Origin of the sequence: Amnibacterium kyonggiense, from assembly GCF_004364555.1 — a bacterium.
Classification (GTDB): Bacteria; Actinomycetota; Actinomycetes; order Actinomycetales; family Microbacteriaceae; genus Amnibacterium; species Amnibacterium kyonggiense.
In genome coordinates, this window is record NZ_SOAM01000001.1 from 1,128,077 (window position 1) to 1,143,339 (window position 15,263).

Below are 15,263 nucleotides of genomic sequence, written 5' to 3' on the forward strand. Positions count from 1 at the left end.
CGGGCCGGACTCAGTCCAGTCCGGCGGCGGCGACGCGCGGCGCCCAGCGCTCCCGCGCCGGCGAGAACCGGGTCTCGAACCCGACCGAGGCGAGGTCCTCCCGGGTCGGTGCGACGACGTGGTCGGCGAGCATGCCGAGGTAGACGGCCCAGCCGGCCGAGTAGAACGCGCCGGTCATCCCGTCGTGCTCGAGGACGAGCCGCGTGCCGCCCTCCGCGTCCTCGAGGCGGACGACCAGGGTGGAGGACGGCTCGCCCTCGACCTCCCACGTCGAGGTGAACCCCTCCATCGGCTCGCAGGCGGTGACGGTGCCCGCGCCCCAGACCTCGCCGTCCGACATCGCCTCCCAGCGGCCGCCCAGGCGGAGGTCGCCGCGGTAGTCGGCCATCCACCGGCGCAGGCGGTGGAGGTCGGTGCACGCCGACCAGAGGTCCGCGCGGTCGGTCGGGTACACCTCGTCGACCGCGATGCGCCAGCGGTCGCCGCGGCGCTCCAGCCGCAGGTCCTCGATGCTCATGACGACTCCTTCCCGGCCCGCGCGCCGCGGGCGATCTCGGTGCGGAGGGCGTCGAGCCGCTGCGGCCAGAGCCTCCGGTAGCGCTGCAGCACCGCGTCCGCCTCGTCGAACCCCGCGCGCTGCAGGGCGTAGAGGCGGCGCGCGCCCTCGGGGCGGACGGTCGCGAACCCGGACTCGCGGAGGATCCGGAGGTGGCGCGAGACGGCGGGCTGAGTGATGCCGAACTCGGCCCCGACCGCGTCGACGACGTCGCCGGCGGTCCGCTCGCCGTTCGCGAGCAGCTCCACGATGCGGCGCCGAACCGGATCGCCGAGGACCTCGAACGCATGCACGGTCCAGGTCTATCAGACGCAGGTTATATCGGTCGAACGGTGTCAGCGCTCGAAGATCGACACCGCGTATCCGGCTGTGCCCTGCGTGCTGATCTCGAGCACGAGCGGCCGGGCGCCGGCCGGGATGCGCAGCGACCCGCCGTCGAACCCGCCGCACGGGCCGGCACCGGAGCCGAGCGCCCGGCCGTCCGCGGCGCGGACCGTCCAGCGGGAGCGGCCCTCCGACGTCGCGCAGGTCGGCACGACGAGGAGCGCACCGGTCGCGTCCGCGATGGAGAGCCGCAACCGACGCGGTCCGCTCAGCTGCACGTAGCTGCGGCCGTCGGTGTCGCCGGACCACTCGCTCGGCAGCTGGCCGGGGTAGAAGCGGTAGTAGTCCTGCGCGGACCAGGTGCCGTTGCTCGCGAGCACGCGCGCCCGCAGCTCTGCCCCCGGCCGCTCCGGGGCGGGCGTCACGGTCGCCGCTGCGGTCGGCCGGGCGAGGGACACGGCCGTGCCGCCGAGCAGTGCGCCGACGACCAGTGCCGCGACCGCGACGGCGCCGATCGCGCCCCACCGGCGCGGGGGCTCCGGGCGCTCCGGCGGCTCCGCCGGCGCGCGGGGCGCCGCCGCCTCGGCCGGCGCGTCGTCCTGCTCCAGCGCGGCGAGCCGGGCGCGGTCCTCCGCGGAGGCGTCCCGGCGGAAGGCGGCCTCGCGAGCGGCCCGCAGCCGCTCGTCCCGCGTCTCCGCCACCGCCGCCCGCCGTCCGTGCGGCGTCCGCACCGCGCGACCATCGTGGCATCCGCCGCTCGCGGCCCGAGCCCTCCCAGGCGACCGCTCCTAGCCTGCTCGCTGCGGCCAGGGTCGCGGACGGCACGGCGGAAGGCGGAGACGATGGAGTACCGGTACCTCGGGAAGAGCGGATTCAAGATCTCGGAGGTCACCTACGGCAACTGGGTGACCGCGGCGAGCCAGGTCGAGAACGACCGGGCGATCGCGACGGTGCACGCGGCGCTCGACGCGGGCATCTCCACCTTCGACACGGCGGACGTGTACGCGAACACCGGCGCGGAGACCGTGCTCGGCGAGGCGCTGAAGGGCACCCGGCGGCAGTCGATCGAGATCTTCACGAAGGTCTTCGGGCCGACCGGCCCCAAGGGCCACAACGACGTCGGCCTGTCGCGCAAGCACATCCTCGAGTCCATCGACGGCTCGCTGCAGCGGCTCGGCACGGACTACGTCGACCTCTACCAGGCGCACCGGTTCGACCACTTCACGCCGCTCGAGGAGACGATGCAGGCGTTCGCCGACCTCGTCCGCATGGGCAAGGTGCTGTACGTCGGCGTCTCCGAGTGGACCGCCGATCAGCTCCGGCAGGGTGCGGCGCTCGCGAAGGAGCTCGGCTTCCAGCTCATCTCGAACCAGCCGGAGTACTCGGCGCTGTGGCGGGTCATCGAGGGCGAGGTCGTCCCGGCCTCCGAGGAGCTCGGCATCAGCCAGGTCGTCTGGTCGCCGATCGCGCAGGGCGTGCTGACCGGCAAGTACGTGCCCGGCCAGGCGCACCCGGAGGGCAGCCGCGCGACCGACGACAAGGGCGGCGCGAACTTCGTGAAGCGCTGGCTGCAGGACGACGTGCTGCAGCGCGTGCAGGACCTGAAGCCGATCGCCCAGGAGCTCGACCTGTCGCTCGCGCAGCTCGCGGTCGCGTGGGTGCTGCAGAACGACAACGTCGCGACGGCGATCATCGGCGCGTCCCGCCCGGAGCAGGTGACGGAGAACGCGAAGGCCGCCGGCGTCGTCATCCCGGTCGAGCTGATGACCCGGATCGACGAGGTGCTCGGCGACGCGGTCGAGCGCGACACCTCCATCACCGCGACGCGCAGCCCGAGCCAGCGCGAGGCCTGACGCGCGCCGGATCCGGAGCCGCGCGGCTCCGGATCCGGTCGCCGCGTCAGCGGAGGGGCGCGTAGACGTTCACGAGGACGCCGTCGGGGTCGCGGAGCAGGAGCGAGCGGTTGCCCCACGGCATGTCCGTCGGCGGCTGCACGACCTCCACGCCGTCGGCCAGGCGCGCGTGCACCGCGTCGACGGCCGCGGGGCTCGTCTCGAGGAACTCGACGAGCGCGCCGTCGTGCGCGGCGGCGAAGCCGGGCACCGGCACGGTCGAGGGGTGGCCGATCGCGAGGGTGCCGGTCTCGGCCCGGAACACGGCGAACACCGGGGCGGGGCGCTCCGGTGCCAGGCCGAGGAGGCGCTCGTAGAACGCGACCGAGCGGTCGACGTCGGCGGTGATGATGCGGGCGGAGGCGAATCTCATGCGCCGCACCGTAGGAGCGATACCGGACGGAACCCACCCGGTATCGCTGCGATGATCGCGCTGTGCCCCGTCCGACCGCCCGCGTGCTCGCGCTGCTCGAGCTGCTGCAGGCCGGCGGCACGCGGACCGCGGCGGAGCTCGCCGAGCGGCTGGAGGTCGACGAGCGCACCGTGCGGCGCTACGCGGACCACCTGCTCGAGCTCGAGGTGCCCGTCGAGACGGTGCGCGGGCGGTACGGCGGCTTCCGCATCGCCGCGGGGTCCCGGCTGCCGCCCCTGATGCTCACCGACGAGGAGGCGGTCGCGGTCGCCCTCGGGCTCGGCGGCGTCGCCCGCACCGGCCCCTCCACCGCGGTCCGCACGGCCGCCGAGACGGCGGCCGCGAAGCTCGTCCGCGTCCTGCCCGGCCGCCTGGCGGCCCGCGTCCCGGGGGTCGCGGACGTGCGCTCCACCGCGCGCAGTCATCCCGCGCCGGAGGCCTCCGCCGACGCGATCACGACGGCGACCACCGCCGCGCGCGAGCACCGCCCCCTCCGCATCCGGCACCGCCGCGGCGGGACCACGACGACCAGGACGCTGCTGCCCTGGGGCGTCGTCGAGCACGAGGGGCGCTGGTACGTGACCGGCCTCGACTCCGCGTCGGACGCGGTGCGGACCTTCCGCATGGACCGGCTCGAGCACGTCGAGATCGGGACGGGGCGCTTCGAGCCGCCTCCGGATGCCGACCCGGTGCGGGAGGTGCTCGCCGCCCTCGCGGGCACGCCGCGCGACTTCTCCGTCCGCGTGCTCGTCCGGGCGAGCGAGGACCGGATCCGGCGGACCCTCCCCGCGTCCGTCGCGGTCCTCGAGCCGGCGCCGGAGGAGGAGGGCTGGGTGCGCGTGCTGCTCGAGGCCGCCCGGCTCGACTGGGTCGCCGGAGCGCTCGCGCTGCTCGACGCACCCTTCCGCATCGAGCGGCCGGCGGCGCTGCGCGACGAGGTCCTCCGCCTCGCGGACCGGCTGCGGGCCCGGGCCGCGGATCCGGACTGAGCCCTACACTCGCGCCCGTGCCGAACATCTTCGACGTCGCGAAGGCGGCGGGGGTGTCGCACCAGACCGTCTCGCGCGTGCTGAACGGCGACCCGACCGTCCGGCCGGCCGTCCGCGAGCGGGTCGACGAGGCGATCGTCGCGCTCGACTACCGGCCGAGCGCCGCCGCCCGCGCGCTCGCGCGTCGCAGCACCCGGACGATCGGGCTCGTCGTCGTCGGCATGCAGTACTTCGGGCCCGGCAGCATCGCGAACGGCTTCAACGCGGCCGCGCGCGCCTCCGGCTGGGACGTCGCGATCGCGGCGACGGACGACGGCGCCGCGGAGGACGACGTGCGGCAGGCGGGGGAGTCCCTGCTCGCCCAGGACCCGCGGGCCGTCGTCGTGATCGCGCCGGGACCGGCGGTCGGCGCCGCGCTCGCCGGGCTCGCGCAGCGCGTGCCGGTCGTCACGACGGTCGACGTCGTCCCGGGCGCCGCCGCCGTGTCCATCGACGACGTGCGCGCAGCGGAGCTCGCGGTCGAGCACCTCGCCGCGCTCGGGCACCGCTCGGTGCTGCACCTCGCCGGGCCGGAGGGCTGGACGGAGGCCGACGAGCGGATCGCCGGCTGGCGCTCGGCGTCCGAGCGACTCGGGCTCGAGGCGCCGGAGGTCGTCCGCGGCGACTGGAGCTCGGCGAGCGGGTACCGGGTCGGCCGGCGCATCGCGGCGGAGGGCGTGCCGACCGCCGTGTTCTCCGCGAACGACCAGATGGCGCTCGGGCTCCTCGCCGCGTTCCGCGACGCGGGGGTGCGGGTGCCGGACGACGTCAGCGTCGTCGGCTTCGACGACATCCCCGAGGCGGCGTTCTTCGCGCCGCCGCTGACCACCCTGCGGCAGGACTTCGTCGCCCTCGGTCACGGCCTGATGGCGCGCGTCGAGGGCCTGCTCGCGCGGCAGGACGTCCCGCCGGCATCGCCCCTGGTGCCGGAGCTGATCGTCCGCGCCTCCACCGCGCCGCCGCGCTGATCGCGCCGCCCGAGCCGGGCCGCGAGCGGCCGCTTCTGCTAATGTGAGCGCTCACTCGCAGCTCGCCGCGCTGCGCTCAGCACCCCAGTCGATGGAGACCGCGATGGCCCTGCCCCCCGACGTCGAGGCCGCCGTCGGGCGGATCCGTGCGGAGGTCGCGGCGCTCCACCAGGAGCTCGTCCGCTCCGGGCTCGTGGTCTGGACCGGCGGCAACGTCTCCGGCCGCGTGCCGGGCGCCGACCTCTTCGTCATCAAGCCGTCCGGCGTCTCCTACGACGACCTCACCGCGGCGGACATGATCCTCTGCGACCTCGACGGCACCGTGATCGAGGGGAGCGAGGGCGGCCATCGCAGCCCGTCCTCCGACACGGCCGCGCACGCGTACGTCTACCGCCACATGCCGCACGTCGGCGGCGTCGTGCACACCCACTCGACGTACGCGGTCGCCTGGGCGGCGCGCGGCGAGGAGATCCCGTGCGTCATCACCGCGATGGCGGACGAGTTCGGCGGCCCGATCCCGGTCGGCCCGTTCGCGATCATCGGCGACGACTCGATCGGGCGCGGCATCGTCGAGACGCTGTCCGGCCACCGCAGCCGCGCCGTGCTGATGCGGAACCACGGGCCCTTCACGATCGGCAAGGACGCGAAGGACGCGGTCAAGGCCGCCGTCATGGTCGAGGACGTCGCCCGCTCCGTGCACATCTCGCGCCAGCTCGGCGAGCCCGTGCCGATCCCGCAGGAGGCGATCGACCGCCTCTTCGACCGCTACCAGAACGTGTACGGGCAGTCGTCCGACACCCGCTTCGAGAAGACGCAGGACTGACACCAATGGCAAAGCTCGACACCGGTCTCGACTCCTACCGGGTCCTGTTCCTCACCGGCAGCCAGCACCTCTACGGCCCGGAGACGCTCGCGCAGGTCGCCGAGCAGTCGCAGGCGATCGCCGCCGAGCTCGGCGCCGGCGTGCCCGTCCGCCTCGACTGGCAGCCGGTGCTGACGGACGCGGAGGCGATCCGCCGTGCGATGCTCGACGCGAACAGCGATGACGGCGTCATCGGCGTCATCGCGTGGATGCACACGTTCAGCCCGGCGAAGATGTGGATCGGCGGCCTCGCCGCGCTGCAGAAGCCGCTCCTCCACCTGCACACGCAGGCGAACGTCGCGCTGCCGTGGAGCGAGATCGACTTCGACTTCATGAACCTGAACCAGGCCGCGCACGGCGACCGGGAGTTCGGCTACATCGAGTCCCGCATGGGCGTGCCGCGCACGACGGTCGTCGGGCACGTCTCCGACCCGGCCGTCCGCGCCCGCGTCTCGGTCTGGCAGCGTGCCGCCGCCGGCCGCACCGCGGCCCGGACCCTGAAGCTCGCGCGCTTCGGCGACAACATGCGCTTCGTCGCCGTGACCGAGGGCGACAAGACCGAGGCGGAGATCCGCTTCGGCATGCAGGTCAACACCTGGGGCGTGAACGAGCTCGCCGAGCGCGTCGCGCGGATCGGCGACGCGGAGGTCGACGCGCTCGTCGCCGAGTACGACGACCTCTACGACGTCGTGCCCGAGCTCCGGGCCGGCGGCGACCGCCGGCAGTCGCTCCGGGACGGCGCCGCGATCGAGCTCGGCCTCCGCTCCTTCCTCGAGGAGGGCGGCTTCGGCGCCTTCACCACGAACTTCGAGGACCTCGGTGCGCTGAAGCAGCTGCCGGGCCTCGGCGTCCAGCGCCTCATGGCCGACGGCTACGGCTTCGGCGCGGAGGGCGACTGGAAGACCGCGTCGCTCGTCCGCATCGCGAACGTGATGGGTGCGGGCCTCCCCGGCGGCGCGAGCCTCATGGAGGACTACACCTACGACCTGACGCCCGGGCAGGAGCTGATCCTGGGCGCGCACATGCTCGAGGTGAGCCCGTCCCTGACGTCGGCGAAGCCGAGCCTCGAGATCCACCCGCTCGGCATCGGCGGCAAGGACGACCCGGTGCGGCTCGTCTTCAACGCCGACGCCGGCCCCGCGGTCGTCGTCGCGATGAGCGACGTGCGCGACCGCTTCCGGCTCGTCGCGAACGTCGTCGACGTGGTCGAGCCGCCGCACGCCCTGCCGAAGCTGCCCGTCGGCCGCGCCGTCTGGCGGCCGGAGCCCGACTTCACCACCTCCGCGACCGCGTGGCTGACCGCGGGCGCCGCCCATCACACGGTGATGACCACCGCCGTCGGCGTCGACGTGTGGGAGGACTTCGCGGCGATGACGGAGACCGAGCTGCTCGTCATCGACGCGGACACGACCGTCCGCGGGTTCCAGCGCGAGGTGCAGTGGAACGCGGCCTACCACCGGCTGGCGCGCGGGTTGTGAACCGCTTCGCGTCCTCCTTCGACGAGCTGCTCGCGCTCGTCGACCGGCTCGCCGCGCGGCTGCCGCAGGTGCCGCGGCTCCGCATCCTCGACGTCGTCGAGGCGGAATGGGTCCGGCTGGGCGCGAGCGCGGAGCCCTACCTCGCGCACCTGGTCGGCGCGGCGGCGCTCAGCCGTCTGCGCGCCGACCCCTGGGCCGTCTGACCCGGGCTGCGGCCCGGACGAACCCGAAGGAGGAGCGGCGATGGCCGACCTGTCCACCGAAGCCGCTCGCGGCCTGATCGCGAGCGGCGGGGCCGTGCTCGGCGTCGAGCTCGGGTCCACCCGGATCAAGGCCTGCCTGATCGGTCCGGGCGCCCAGGTGCTCGCCGCCGGCGGCGAGGAGTGGGAGAACGAGTTCGTCGACCGGCGGTGGACGTACTCGCTGGACGCCGTCGAGGCGGGCCTCCGGGCCGCGTACGACGACCTCGCAGCAGACGTGCGCCGCCGCTACGACGTCCCGATCGAGTCGCTCGCCGGCATCGGCGTCTCCGCGATGATGCACGGCTACCTCGCGTTCGACGACGGCGGCGAGCTGCTCGTCCCGTTCCGGACCTGGCGCAACACCTCCACCGGCCCCGCGGCGGCGGAGCTCTCGGAGCTGCTCGGCGTCAACATCCCGCTCCGCTGGTCGATCGCGCACCTCTGGCAGGCGGTGCTCGACGACGAGCCGCACGTGCCGCGCATCGCGGCGGTGACGACGCTCGCCGGGTACGTGCACCGGCGGCTGACGGGGCGGCACGTGCTCGGCGTCGGCGACGCGTCCGGCATGTTCCCGATCGACTCGGCCGCGCACGACTACGACGAGGCGCTGCTCGCGCGGTTCGACGAGCGCGCTGCGGGCCGCCTGCCCGCGCTGCGGACCCTGCTGCCGGCCGTGCTGGACGCGGGCGCGGCCGCCGGCGAGCTGACGGCGGAGGGCGCCGCGTTCCTCGACCCCTCCGGGGCGCTGCGGCCCGGCGCGGTGCTGGCGCCGCCCGAGGGCGACGCCGGCACCGGGATGGTCGCGACGAACTCGGTCGCGCCCCGCGAGGGGAACGTCAGCGTCGGCACGAGCGTGTTCGCGATGGTCGTGCTCGAGGGGCCGCTCGCGCAGCAGCACCACGAGCTCGACCTCGTCACGACGCCCTCCGGCGACCCGGTCGCGATGGTGCACTGCAACAACGGCGCGAGCGAGCTCGGCGCCTGGGCGGGCCTGTTCGGCCGGTTCGCGGCGGCCTCCGGCTCGGACCTCGCGGCGGACGACGTGTTCGGCGTCCTGTTCCGCGAGGCGCTCGAGGGGGAGGGCGACGCCGGCGGCCTGCTCGCGTACAACCTCCTGTCCGGCGAGCCCGTGGTCGGCCTCGAGGAGGGGCGGCCGCTCGTGGTCCGCGCGCCCGACAGCCGGTTCACGCTCGCGAACTTCATGCGGGCCCAGATCTACGGCGTCTTCGGCGCCCTCGCGCTCGGCATGCGGGTGCTCGCCGCGGAGGGCGTCCGGCTCGACCGGATGCTCGCGCACGGCGGGCTCTTCCGGACCGAGGGCGTCGGCGAGCGGTTCCTGGCCGGCGCGCTCGACGCGCCCGTCGCCGTGGGGGAGACCGCGGCCGAGGGCGGCGCGTGGGGCATGGCCGTGCTCGCCGCGTACACGGCGAGCGGTGCGACGACCGACCTCGCCGCCTACCTCGACGAGCAGGTCTTCGCGGACGCGGCGTTCCGCCGGGTCGAGCCGGACCCGGCCGACGTGGCGGCCTTCGCGGCGTACCTCGAGCGCTATCGCGCGGGCCTCGCAATCGAGCACGCCGCCGTCGACGCCCTGTAGGCCCGACCCCTCGACCTCCCCTCGACCTCCCCTCGACCGGAGTTGCCACTTCGGACACGTTTCGGGGCCGAAAGCGTGCTCGAAGTGGCAACCCCGTCCGTCGCGGGGACGGCTCCTGCTCGGCGTTGCCATTTCGGACACGTTTCGAGGCCGAGAACGTGTCCGAAGTGGCAACCCTGTCGCGCGACAGGGTCAGCGGTGGCGGAGGAGGGCGCGCTCGACGCGCGCGATCGTCTCGGAGAGACGGGCTCGCTGGTCGTCGGCCGTCACTCGGATCACGCGCCAGTCGAAGTCGGTGAGGCGCTCATACCGCACGACGTCGTACCGCCACTGGGTCTGGTCGGTCCGGTGCTGATCGCCCTCGATCTCGATCCACACGCGGAGCTCGAGGTAGACGAGGTCGCCCTCGGTCGTCCGCCCGTCCGGGCCGCGCCATCGGTGGTTCATCAGCGGCTCGGGCAGCCCAGCGGCGACGAGTCGCAGTCGGAACCGGGACTCCTCCGCTGAGCGCGAGCCGATCCGGATGCGCGGCGCGACCCGCTGCAGCTTCCGGGAGTGCGGCCGATGCGGGTCGGAGAACGCGGAGACGATCCGCTCGAGCATCACCGCGCTCGAGGCCCGGTGCGGAGGCAGCAGGCTCTCCGCGGCGACGACCAGATCGTCCTCGCTGAGCAGGGAGGCGAGCTGGCAGAGCGTCTCGATCGCATTCGCGACGCGCATGCCTCGGCGCTCCACGACGAGTCCCGGGCGGTCGACGATGTGGTGCCCGCGGACGCGCGCGTCACGCGGTGCGCGGTGCGATCCGGTGGGCGCCTTGATGACGGACACGTGCAGCTCGAGGCACCGCTCGATCGCGAGCGGCAGCCAGATGTCGTGGATGATCGCCGCAGTGACGTGGCTGAAGAACTCGTGGAGCGCCATCTTCGGCAGGTAGGCCCTGCACAGCTCGAGGACCGTCTCGGGGTCACGACCCGCCCGGACACCGCGGAACGGACGCCGCAGCCGCCGTCCGTGCACCCGGCGTCGACCGACGCCCGCGCGTCGGGCCTCCGCGGTCGTGAAGGGCTGGTCGAGGAAGGGGGCGAGCGGGTCCGGCATGGCCGACGAGCGTGCCGCACGACCCCGCCGGCGCGACCCGGATCGGCGAGCGAGGACCGGCGAGCATTGATCGGGCGCCTGGGGAGGAGCGGAACACCGACCCGCGCCGCTCGCTCGGGCTCTCGATCTCTCGGGGTTGCCACTTCGGGCACGTTTCGAGCGCGAAGACGTGTCCGAAGTGGCAACTCGATGCGATGTGCCCGGCTGGATGCGGGGCCGAGCTCTCGGGGTTGCCACTTCGGGCACGTTTGCGGCCCCGAAACGTGTCCGAAGTGGCAACTCCAGGGGTCGCTCGGGGAGGGTGGAGGGGTGACCGACGCCGCTGCGCTGCTGCTCGCCTACTTCCTCGACGAGCACCTCGCGGACGGGGAGGAGATCCGCTTCGCCGTGAGCGACGGGGCGGACGTCACGCGCTGGACCGAGGTGCCGATCCGGATCCGTTCGGAGGTCGGGGAGCGCGGCCTCCGCGATCCCTTCCTCATCCGGCGCCCGGACGGCGGCGCGGTCCTGCTCGCGACCGACCTGCGCGTCCTCGCCGACGGCGACTGGAGCCGCGCGGTCACGCGCGGCAGCCGCGCGATCGCGGTGTCGACCTCCGACGACCTCGTCTCCTGGTCCGCGCCGAGACGCACGACAGTCGCGCCGCCCGAGGCCGGGAACGCGTGGGCGCCGAAAGGCGCGTGGGAGGACGACCGGTACGTCGTCCGCTGGGCCTCGGCGCTGTACGGGCCGGGCGACCGCCGTCCCGACGACTCGCACCAGCGCATCCTCCGCGCCGAGTCGACCGACCTCGAGCATTGGTCGGCTCCGGTCGTCGAGCTCGACCCGGGGCGCGACGTCATCGACGTGCAGCTCGTCCGGGAGGGCGGCGCGGTCCACCGGTTCTCCGTCCCGAAGCCCGAGCACCAGGCGGCCGCCGGCTTCCCGCGGCACGAGCGGGGGGCGGACCCGGACGCGGACGACTGGACGGTCCTCGCCCCGGCGATCGGCGACGGGGTGATCGCGCGCGGCGAGGGGCCGGCCGTCGCGCAGGCGCCGGACGGCCGGTGGCTGCTGCTCGTCGACGAGTTCGGGCTCTCCGGCTACCACCTCTTCGCGGCGGACTCGCTCGACTCCGGCGACTGGCGCGAGCTGCCCGACGTGCGGCTCCCGGAGGGCGCCCGGCACGGCAGCCTGCTCCGGATCACCGCGGAGGAGCTCGACCGGCTCAGGGCGGCGGCCGGATCCCCTCGCTGAACGCGCGGATCGCTCGCGGACCGAGGAGCGCCGCCTTCGGCAGCTCCACCTCGTCGAGCCACCGCAGGCGACGGCGACGATTCGCACGGCTGTGCAGCACGATCCACCGGACCATGGCGATGGTGACGTGCTCGCGCACGCCGAGCCCGCCGATCCGACCGCTGCGCGTGTACGTCCGCCGGACGTAGCGGGCGAGGCTCAGCGCCGTGGAGACGTCGAGCAGCAGCACGCCGGTCGCGCGGGCGAGCCGCTCCGGCAGGACCGTCGAGTAGTTCCCCTCGATCACCCAGCGTTCCCCGGCGATCGCGGCCGCATGGAGGCGGAGGAACTCCTCGTCGGGCCGCAGCTCCCAGTGCGTCCCCGGCCTGTGGCGCAGCTGGTCCAGGTGCACGACGGGCGTGCTGGTCGCGCGCCCGATCCGGTCGGCGAGCGTCGACTTGCCGCTGCCGGACGGGCCGAGGATGCAGATCCGCGGCCCGAGGTCCTCCAGGCGCATCCGACGACCCTAGGACGGGCGGACCCCTCAGGTCGGGTCGAAGCGGAGGAGGCGGCAGCCGTGCGGCGGGACGACCAGCGGGTCGGCCGGGTCGACGTCCCAGCAGTCCCACACGTCGACCGCCGTCGCGGGACCGGCGTGGGGCGCGCGCAGCGCGACCGCTGGCACGCGGATGCGGGTCTCCTCGTCGCCGAGATGGAAGACGGCGGCGTACGTCGCGTCGCCGTCGGTCGCCTCGGCGGTCCAGACGACGAGATCGCCCTCGCGCAGCACCTGGCGCCCGTTCCGGCTCGCGCGGTGGAGCCGCATCAGGCCCGGATGCGCCAGCATCCGGATCGTCTCCGCCGGGGAGGTCGGCAGGTCGCCGCCCATCATCAGCGGCGAGCGGCCGATGCACCACAGGGTCAGGAGGGTCCGCTGCTCCGCCTGGGTGAGCCGGGTCAGGCGGTCGTCCCCGCGCTCCGCGCGGATGCCGATGCGGCCGAGCGGCAGCATGTCGGCGTCCGCCCAGCCGCCCCGTCCCTGGACCGGCGCCCAGGCGGCGAGCCGGTCGAACTGCGGCGCGACGTCCTCCCACCGGTCCCACACGTCGTCCGAGATCCGCCACAGGTCGGCGTTCGCGGCGACGTGCTCGGCGACCGTCAGCGGCAGCGCGGTGCCGGGGGACAGGCTCAGCACGATCTCGCGGCCGCTCGCGTCGATCGCCCGCCGCAGCGCTTCGATGTGCGCGACGTCGTACGGCGCGAGCATGTCGTCGACCTTCAGGTAGTCGACGCCCCAGGCGGCGAACTGCGCCACCTGCGCGTCGAGCCACACCTGCGCGGCCGGGTGCTCGAGCCGGAGCCCGAAGTCGTCGGGATTCCAGCTGCAGACGTCCGCCGGGTCGGCGATGTCCGCGGTGGTCGCGTCCGTGCCCGGGATCGGGAGGGCCTGCGCGGCGGCCCGCCGCGGGATGCCGCGCATGACGTGGATGCCGAAGCGCAGCCCGAGCGCGTGCACCGCGTCCGCGAGCGGCCCGAATCCCGCGCCGTCCGCGCCGGAGGGGAAGCGCACCGGGTCCGGCAGCTGGCGCCCGAGCGCGTCGAGCACGATCGGGGCGTCGGCGTTGTACCCGTGCGCCCGCGCGGTCGGGTCGTACCACGCGATGTCGACGACGACCGTGTCCCAGCCGGCCGGCAGCAGGTGCTCGGCGAGGAAGCGGGCGTTCGCCAGCACCTCCTCCTCCGTCACCGTCGTCCCGTAGCAGTCCCAGCTGTTCCAGCCCATCGGCGGCCGGGAGGCCGACGCGCTCACTCCTCGACCTGCCCGAGCAGCGGCCGCGGGACGAACCGGACGGCGGGGTCGCGGAAGCCGTGCAGCTCGAGCACGACGAGCTCGTTCGTGCCCGCGACGAGCTGCGTGCCCGGCACGAACAGCGTGTGCTGGGGACCGCGCGCCCAGTACCGGCCGAGGTGGAAGCCGTTCACCCAGGCGACGCCCTTGCCCCAGTGGGTCGTGTCGAGGTGCAGATCCGCCGGGGCGTCCAGGTCGAACGATGCGATCGAGAACGCGGCGCCCGCGTCCGTCCCGGCCGCGTCGCCGAGGTCCGCGGCGGTCAGGCGGTCGAGCCGCAGCGGCCGCACCGTCCATCCCGTGACCGGGAGGCCGTCGAGGGTCACCGGACCGAGCAGCCCCTTCGGCTCGCCGAGCCGGTCGCCGTAGTTCACCCGGCCGCGGTCCTCGACGAGCAGCTCGAGGCGCCGACCGGCCGGGATGCGGAGCGCGTGGTCGTGCCGGTCGCGCTCGAGCACGCCGACGGGGACGCCGTCGACGAGCACCTGCGCCCGATCGCGGACCGCGCCCACGACGAGCACGCCGCTGCGTCCGTCGAGCGGCGCCGCGTAGATCCCGAAGCCGCGCGGGTGCTCGACGTCGTCGAAGGCGGGCGGCGCGTCGAACGGGCCGAGCTCCTCGCCGAGCCGGTCGGCCACCGCGCTGAGGGCGACCGTCCGATCGAAGGCCGCCGTCAGCGCGGGCGCGGCGGGCGCCGTCGGCACGTCCTCCTCCGGCACCGGCGCGTAGCGGCGGATGACGTCCCGGAACGCGCGGAACTTCGGGGTGGCCCAGCCGGTCTCGTCGAGCGGGGCGTCGTAGTCGTAGGAGGTGACGTGGGACTTGTAGGCGCCCTTGTGGTTCGCCCCGTTCGTGAACCCGAAGTCGGTGCCGCCATGGAACATGTAGATGCTGACCGAGGCGCCCGCGGCGAGCAGCTCGTCGAGGGAGGCCGCCGCGTCCTCCGCGGAGGTCGTGTGGTGGTGCTCGCCCCAGTGGTCGAACCAGCCGTCCCAGAACTCCGAGCACATCAGCGGGCCCGTCGGCTGGTGCTGTCGCAGGGTCGCGAGCCGTTCGGGCACGCGGGACCCGAACGAGCCGGTGAGCAGCGCGCCGTCCACGCGCCCGCGCTCGAGCATGTCGTCGGTCGGCTGGTCGACCGTGGTCAGCGGCACGGTGATGCCGCCCCCGCGGTAGCGGCGCACGAGGTGCTCCAGGTAGGCGGTGTCGTCGCCGTAGGCGCCGTACTCGTTCTCGACCTGGAGCAGGATCACCGGGCCGCCCCGGTCGATCTGCAGGGGCGCGACGATCGGCAGCACGTGGTCGAGGTACGCGTCGATCTCGGCGAGCCAGCCGGGTTCGGCGCTGCGCAGCCGGATGCCCGGCCGGCGGAACAGCCACGCGGGCAGGCCGCCGCTGTCCCACTCGGCGCAGATGTAGGGGCCGGGCCGGACGATCGCGTGCATGCCCGCCTCGCCGATCAGGCGGAGGAAGCGGTCGAGGTCGAGGGCGCCGTCGGTGGCGAACGATCCGCGCACCGGCTCGTGCGCGTTCCAGGCGACGTAGGTCTCGATCGCGTTCAGCCCCATGCGCCGGGCCTTCTCGATGCGGTCGGCCCACTGGTCGGGGTGGACGCGGAAGTAGTGGAGCGCGCCGGCCAGTACGCGGTGCGGCTCACCGTCCAGGAGGAAGTCCCGCTCGCCGATCGCGAACCGCGCCATGCCTGCCGACCCTCTCCGGCGCACCCCGGCGGGCACCGCGGT

The 15,263-nt window shown here is 74.5% G+C and carries 16 protein-coding genes; 8 read left to right on the forward strand and 8 right to left on the reverse strand.

Annotation, left to right across the window (positions count from 1 at the left end; genetic code table 11):
- Positions 1-10: 10 nt before the first annotated feature.
- The 3 genes from CLV52_RS05835 to CLV52_RS05845 are packed head-to-tail and all read right to left on the reverse strand — an operon-like array spanning position 11 to position 1,611.
- Complete coding sequence (locus tag CLV52_RS05835; protein WP_133765313.1) at positions 11-517, reverse strand: SRPBCC domain-containing protein; 507 nt, start codon at positions 515-517, stop codon at positions 11-13.
- Positions 514-849, reverse strand: coding sequence for an ArsR/SmtB family transcription factor (locus CLV52_RS05840; RefSeq protein ID WP_133765314.1), 336 nt, complete (start codon positions 847-849; stop codon positions 514-516). The genes CLV52_RS05835 and CLV52_RS05840 overlap by 4 nt, the downstream gene beginning before the upstream one ends.
- Before the next feature lie 42 nt (positions 850-891).
- Entirely contained in the window at positions 892-1,611 is a 720-nt protein-coding gene (locus tag CLV52_RS05845) for a hypothetical protein (protein WP_133765315.1), read from the reverse strand.
- A gap of 111 nt (positions 1,612-1,722) precedes the next feature.
- Between CLV52_RS05845 and CLV52_RS05850 the strand changes: the two genes are divergently transcribed.
- Entirely contained in the window at positions 1,723-2,733 is a 1,011-nt protein-coding gene (locus CLV52_RS05850) for an aldo/keto reductase family protein (protein WP_133765316.1), read from the forward strand.
- Between the two features lie 46 nt (positions 2,734-2,779).
- Here the strand turns inward: CLV52_RS05850 and CLV52_RS05855 are convergent, their stop codons facing one another.
- Positions 2,780-3,145: a VOC family protein gene (locus CLV52_RS05855; RefSeq protein WP_133765317.1), complete on the reverse strand. Its 366-nt coding sequence runs from the start codon at positions 3,143-3,145 to the stop codon at positions 2,780-2,782.
- Between the two features lie 62 nt (positions 3,146-3,207).
- On the opposite strand from CLV52_RS05855, the gene CLV52_RS05860 reads away from it, so the two are divergent.
- The 6 genes from CLV52_RS05860 to CLV52_RS05885 all read left to right on the forward strand — a co-directional run bounded on the left by CLV52_RS05860 (position 3,208) and on the right by CLV52_RS05885 (position 9,359).
- Entirely contained in the window at positions 3,208-4,173 is a 966-nt protein-coding gene (locus CLV52_RS05860) for a helix-turn-helix transcriptional regulator (protein ID WP_133765318.1), read from the forward strand.
- 17 nt (positions 4,174-4,190) lie between these two features.
- Entirely contained in the window at positions 4,191-5,180 is a 990-nt protein-coding gene (locus CLV52_RS05865) for a LacI family DNA-binding transcriptional regulator (RefSeq protein ID WP_246017974.1), read from the forward strand.
- A gap of 103 nt (positions 5,181-5,283) precedes the next feature.
- Positions 5,284-6,003 carry an L-ribulose-5-phosphate 4-epimerase gene (locus CLV52_RS05870; protein WP_133765319.1) on the forward strand — a complete coding sequence of 240 codons (720 nt, stop codon included), beginning with the start codon at positions 5,284-5,286 and terminating at the stop codon, positions 6,001-6,003.
- A 5-nt stretch (positions 6,004-6,008) separates the two neighbouring features.
- Positions 6,009-7,520: an L-arabinose isomerase gene (gene araA / locus CLV52_RS05875; protein WP_133765320.1), complete on the forward strand. Its 1,512-nt coding sequence runs from the start codon at positions 6,009-6,011 to the stop codon at positions 7,518-7,520.
- Positions 7,517-7,723, forward strand: coding sequence for a hypothetical protein (locus CLV52_RS05880; RefSeq protein WP_133765321.1), 207 nt, complete (start codon positions 7,517-7,519; stop codon positions 7,721-7,723). Before araA ends, CLV52_RS05880 begins: the two co-directional genes overlap by 4 nt.
- A gap of 40 nt (positions 7,724-7,763) precedes the next feature.
- A complete protein-coding gene (locus CLV52_RS05885; RefSeq protein ID WP_133765322.1) occupies positions 7,764-9,359 on the forward strand; it encodes a xylulokinase in 1,596 nt (531 codons plus the stop codon).
- A gap of 192 nt (positions 9,360-9,551) precedes the next feature.
- On the opposite strand, the gene CLV52_RS05890 is transcribed toward CLV52_RS05885, so the two are convergent.
- Positions 9,552-10,457: a PDDEXK family nuclease gene (locus CLV52_RS05890; RefSeq protein ID WP_133765323.1), complete on the reverse strand. Its 906-nt coding sequence runs from the start codon at positions 10,455-10,457 to the stop codon at positions 9,552-9,554.
- A 309-nt stretch (positions 10,458-10,766) separates the two neighbouring features.
- On the opposite strand from CLV52_RS05890, the gene CLV52_RS05895 reads away from it, so the two are divergent.
- Positions 10,767-11,693, forward strand: a complete 927-nt coding sequence (locus CLV52_RS05895) for a glycoside hydrolase family 43 protein (protein WP_133765324.1) — start codon at positions 10,767-10,769, stop codon at positions 11,691-11,693.
- On the opposite strand, the gene CLV52_RS05900 is transcribed toward CLV52_RS05895, so the two are convergent.
- Genes CLV52_RS05900 through CLV52_RS05910 form a run of 3 tightly spaced genes read right to left on the reverse strand, consistent with a single transcriptional unit; the run spans position 11,665 to position 15,221 of the window.
- A complete protein-coding gene (locus tag CLV52_RS05900) occupies positions 11,665-12,189 on the reverse strand; it encodes a P-loop NTPase family protein (RefSeq protein ID WP_133765325.1) in 525 nt (174 codons plus the stop codon). The two genes, CLV52_RS05895 and CLV52_RS05900, sit on opposite strands and share 29 nt — an antisense overlap.
- A 27-nt stretch (positions 12,190-12,216) precedes the next feature.
- On the reverse strand, positions 12,217-13,482 hold the full coding sequence (locus CLV52_RS05905) for a glycoside hydrolase family 27 protein (protein ID WP_342773138.1): 1,266 nt from the start codon (positions 13,480-13,482) through the stop codon (positions 12,217-12,219).
- Positions 13,479-15,221 carry a glycoside hydrolase family 35 protein gene (locus CLV52_RS05910; protein WP_133765326.1) on the reverse strand — a complete coding sequence of 581 codons (1,743 nt, stop codon included), beginning with the start codon at positions 15,219-15,221 and terminating at the stop codon, positions 13,479-13,481. Before CLV52_RS05910 ends, CLV52_RS05905 begins: the two co-directional genes overlap by 4 nt.
- Between the last annotated feature and the right edge of the window lie 42 nt (positions 15,222-15,263).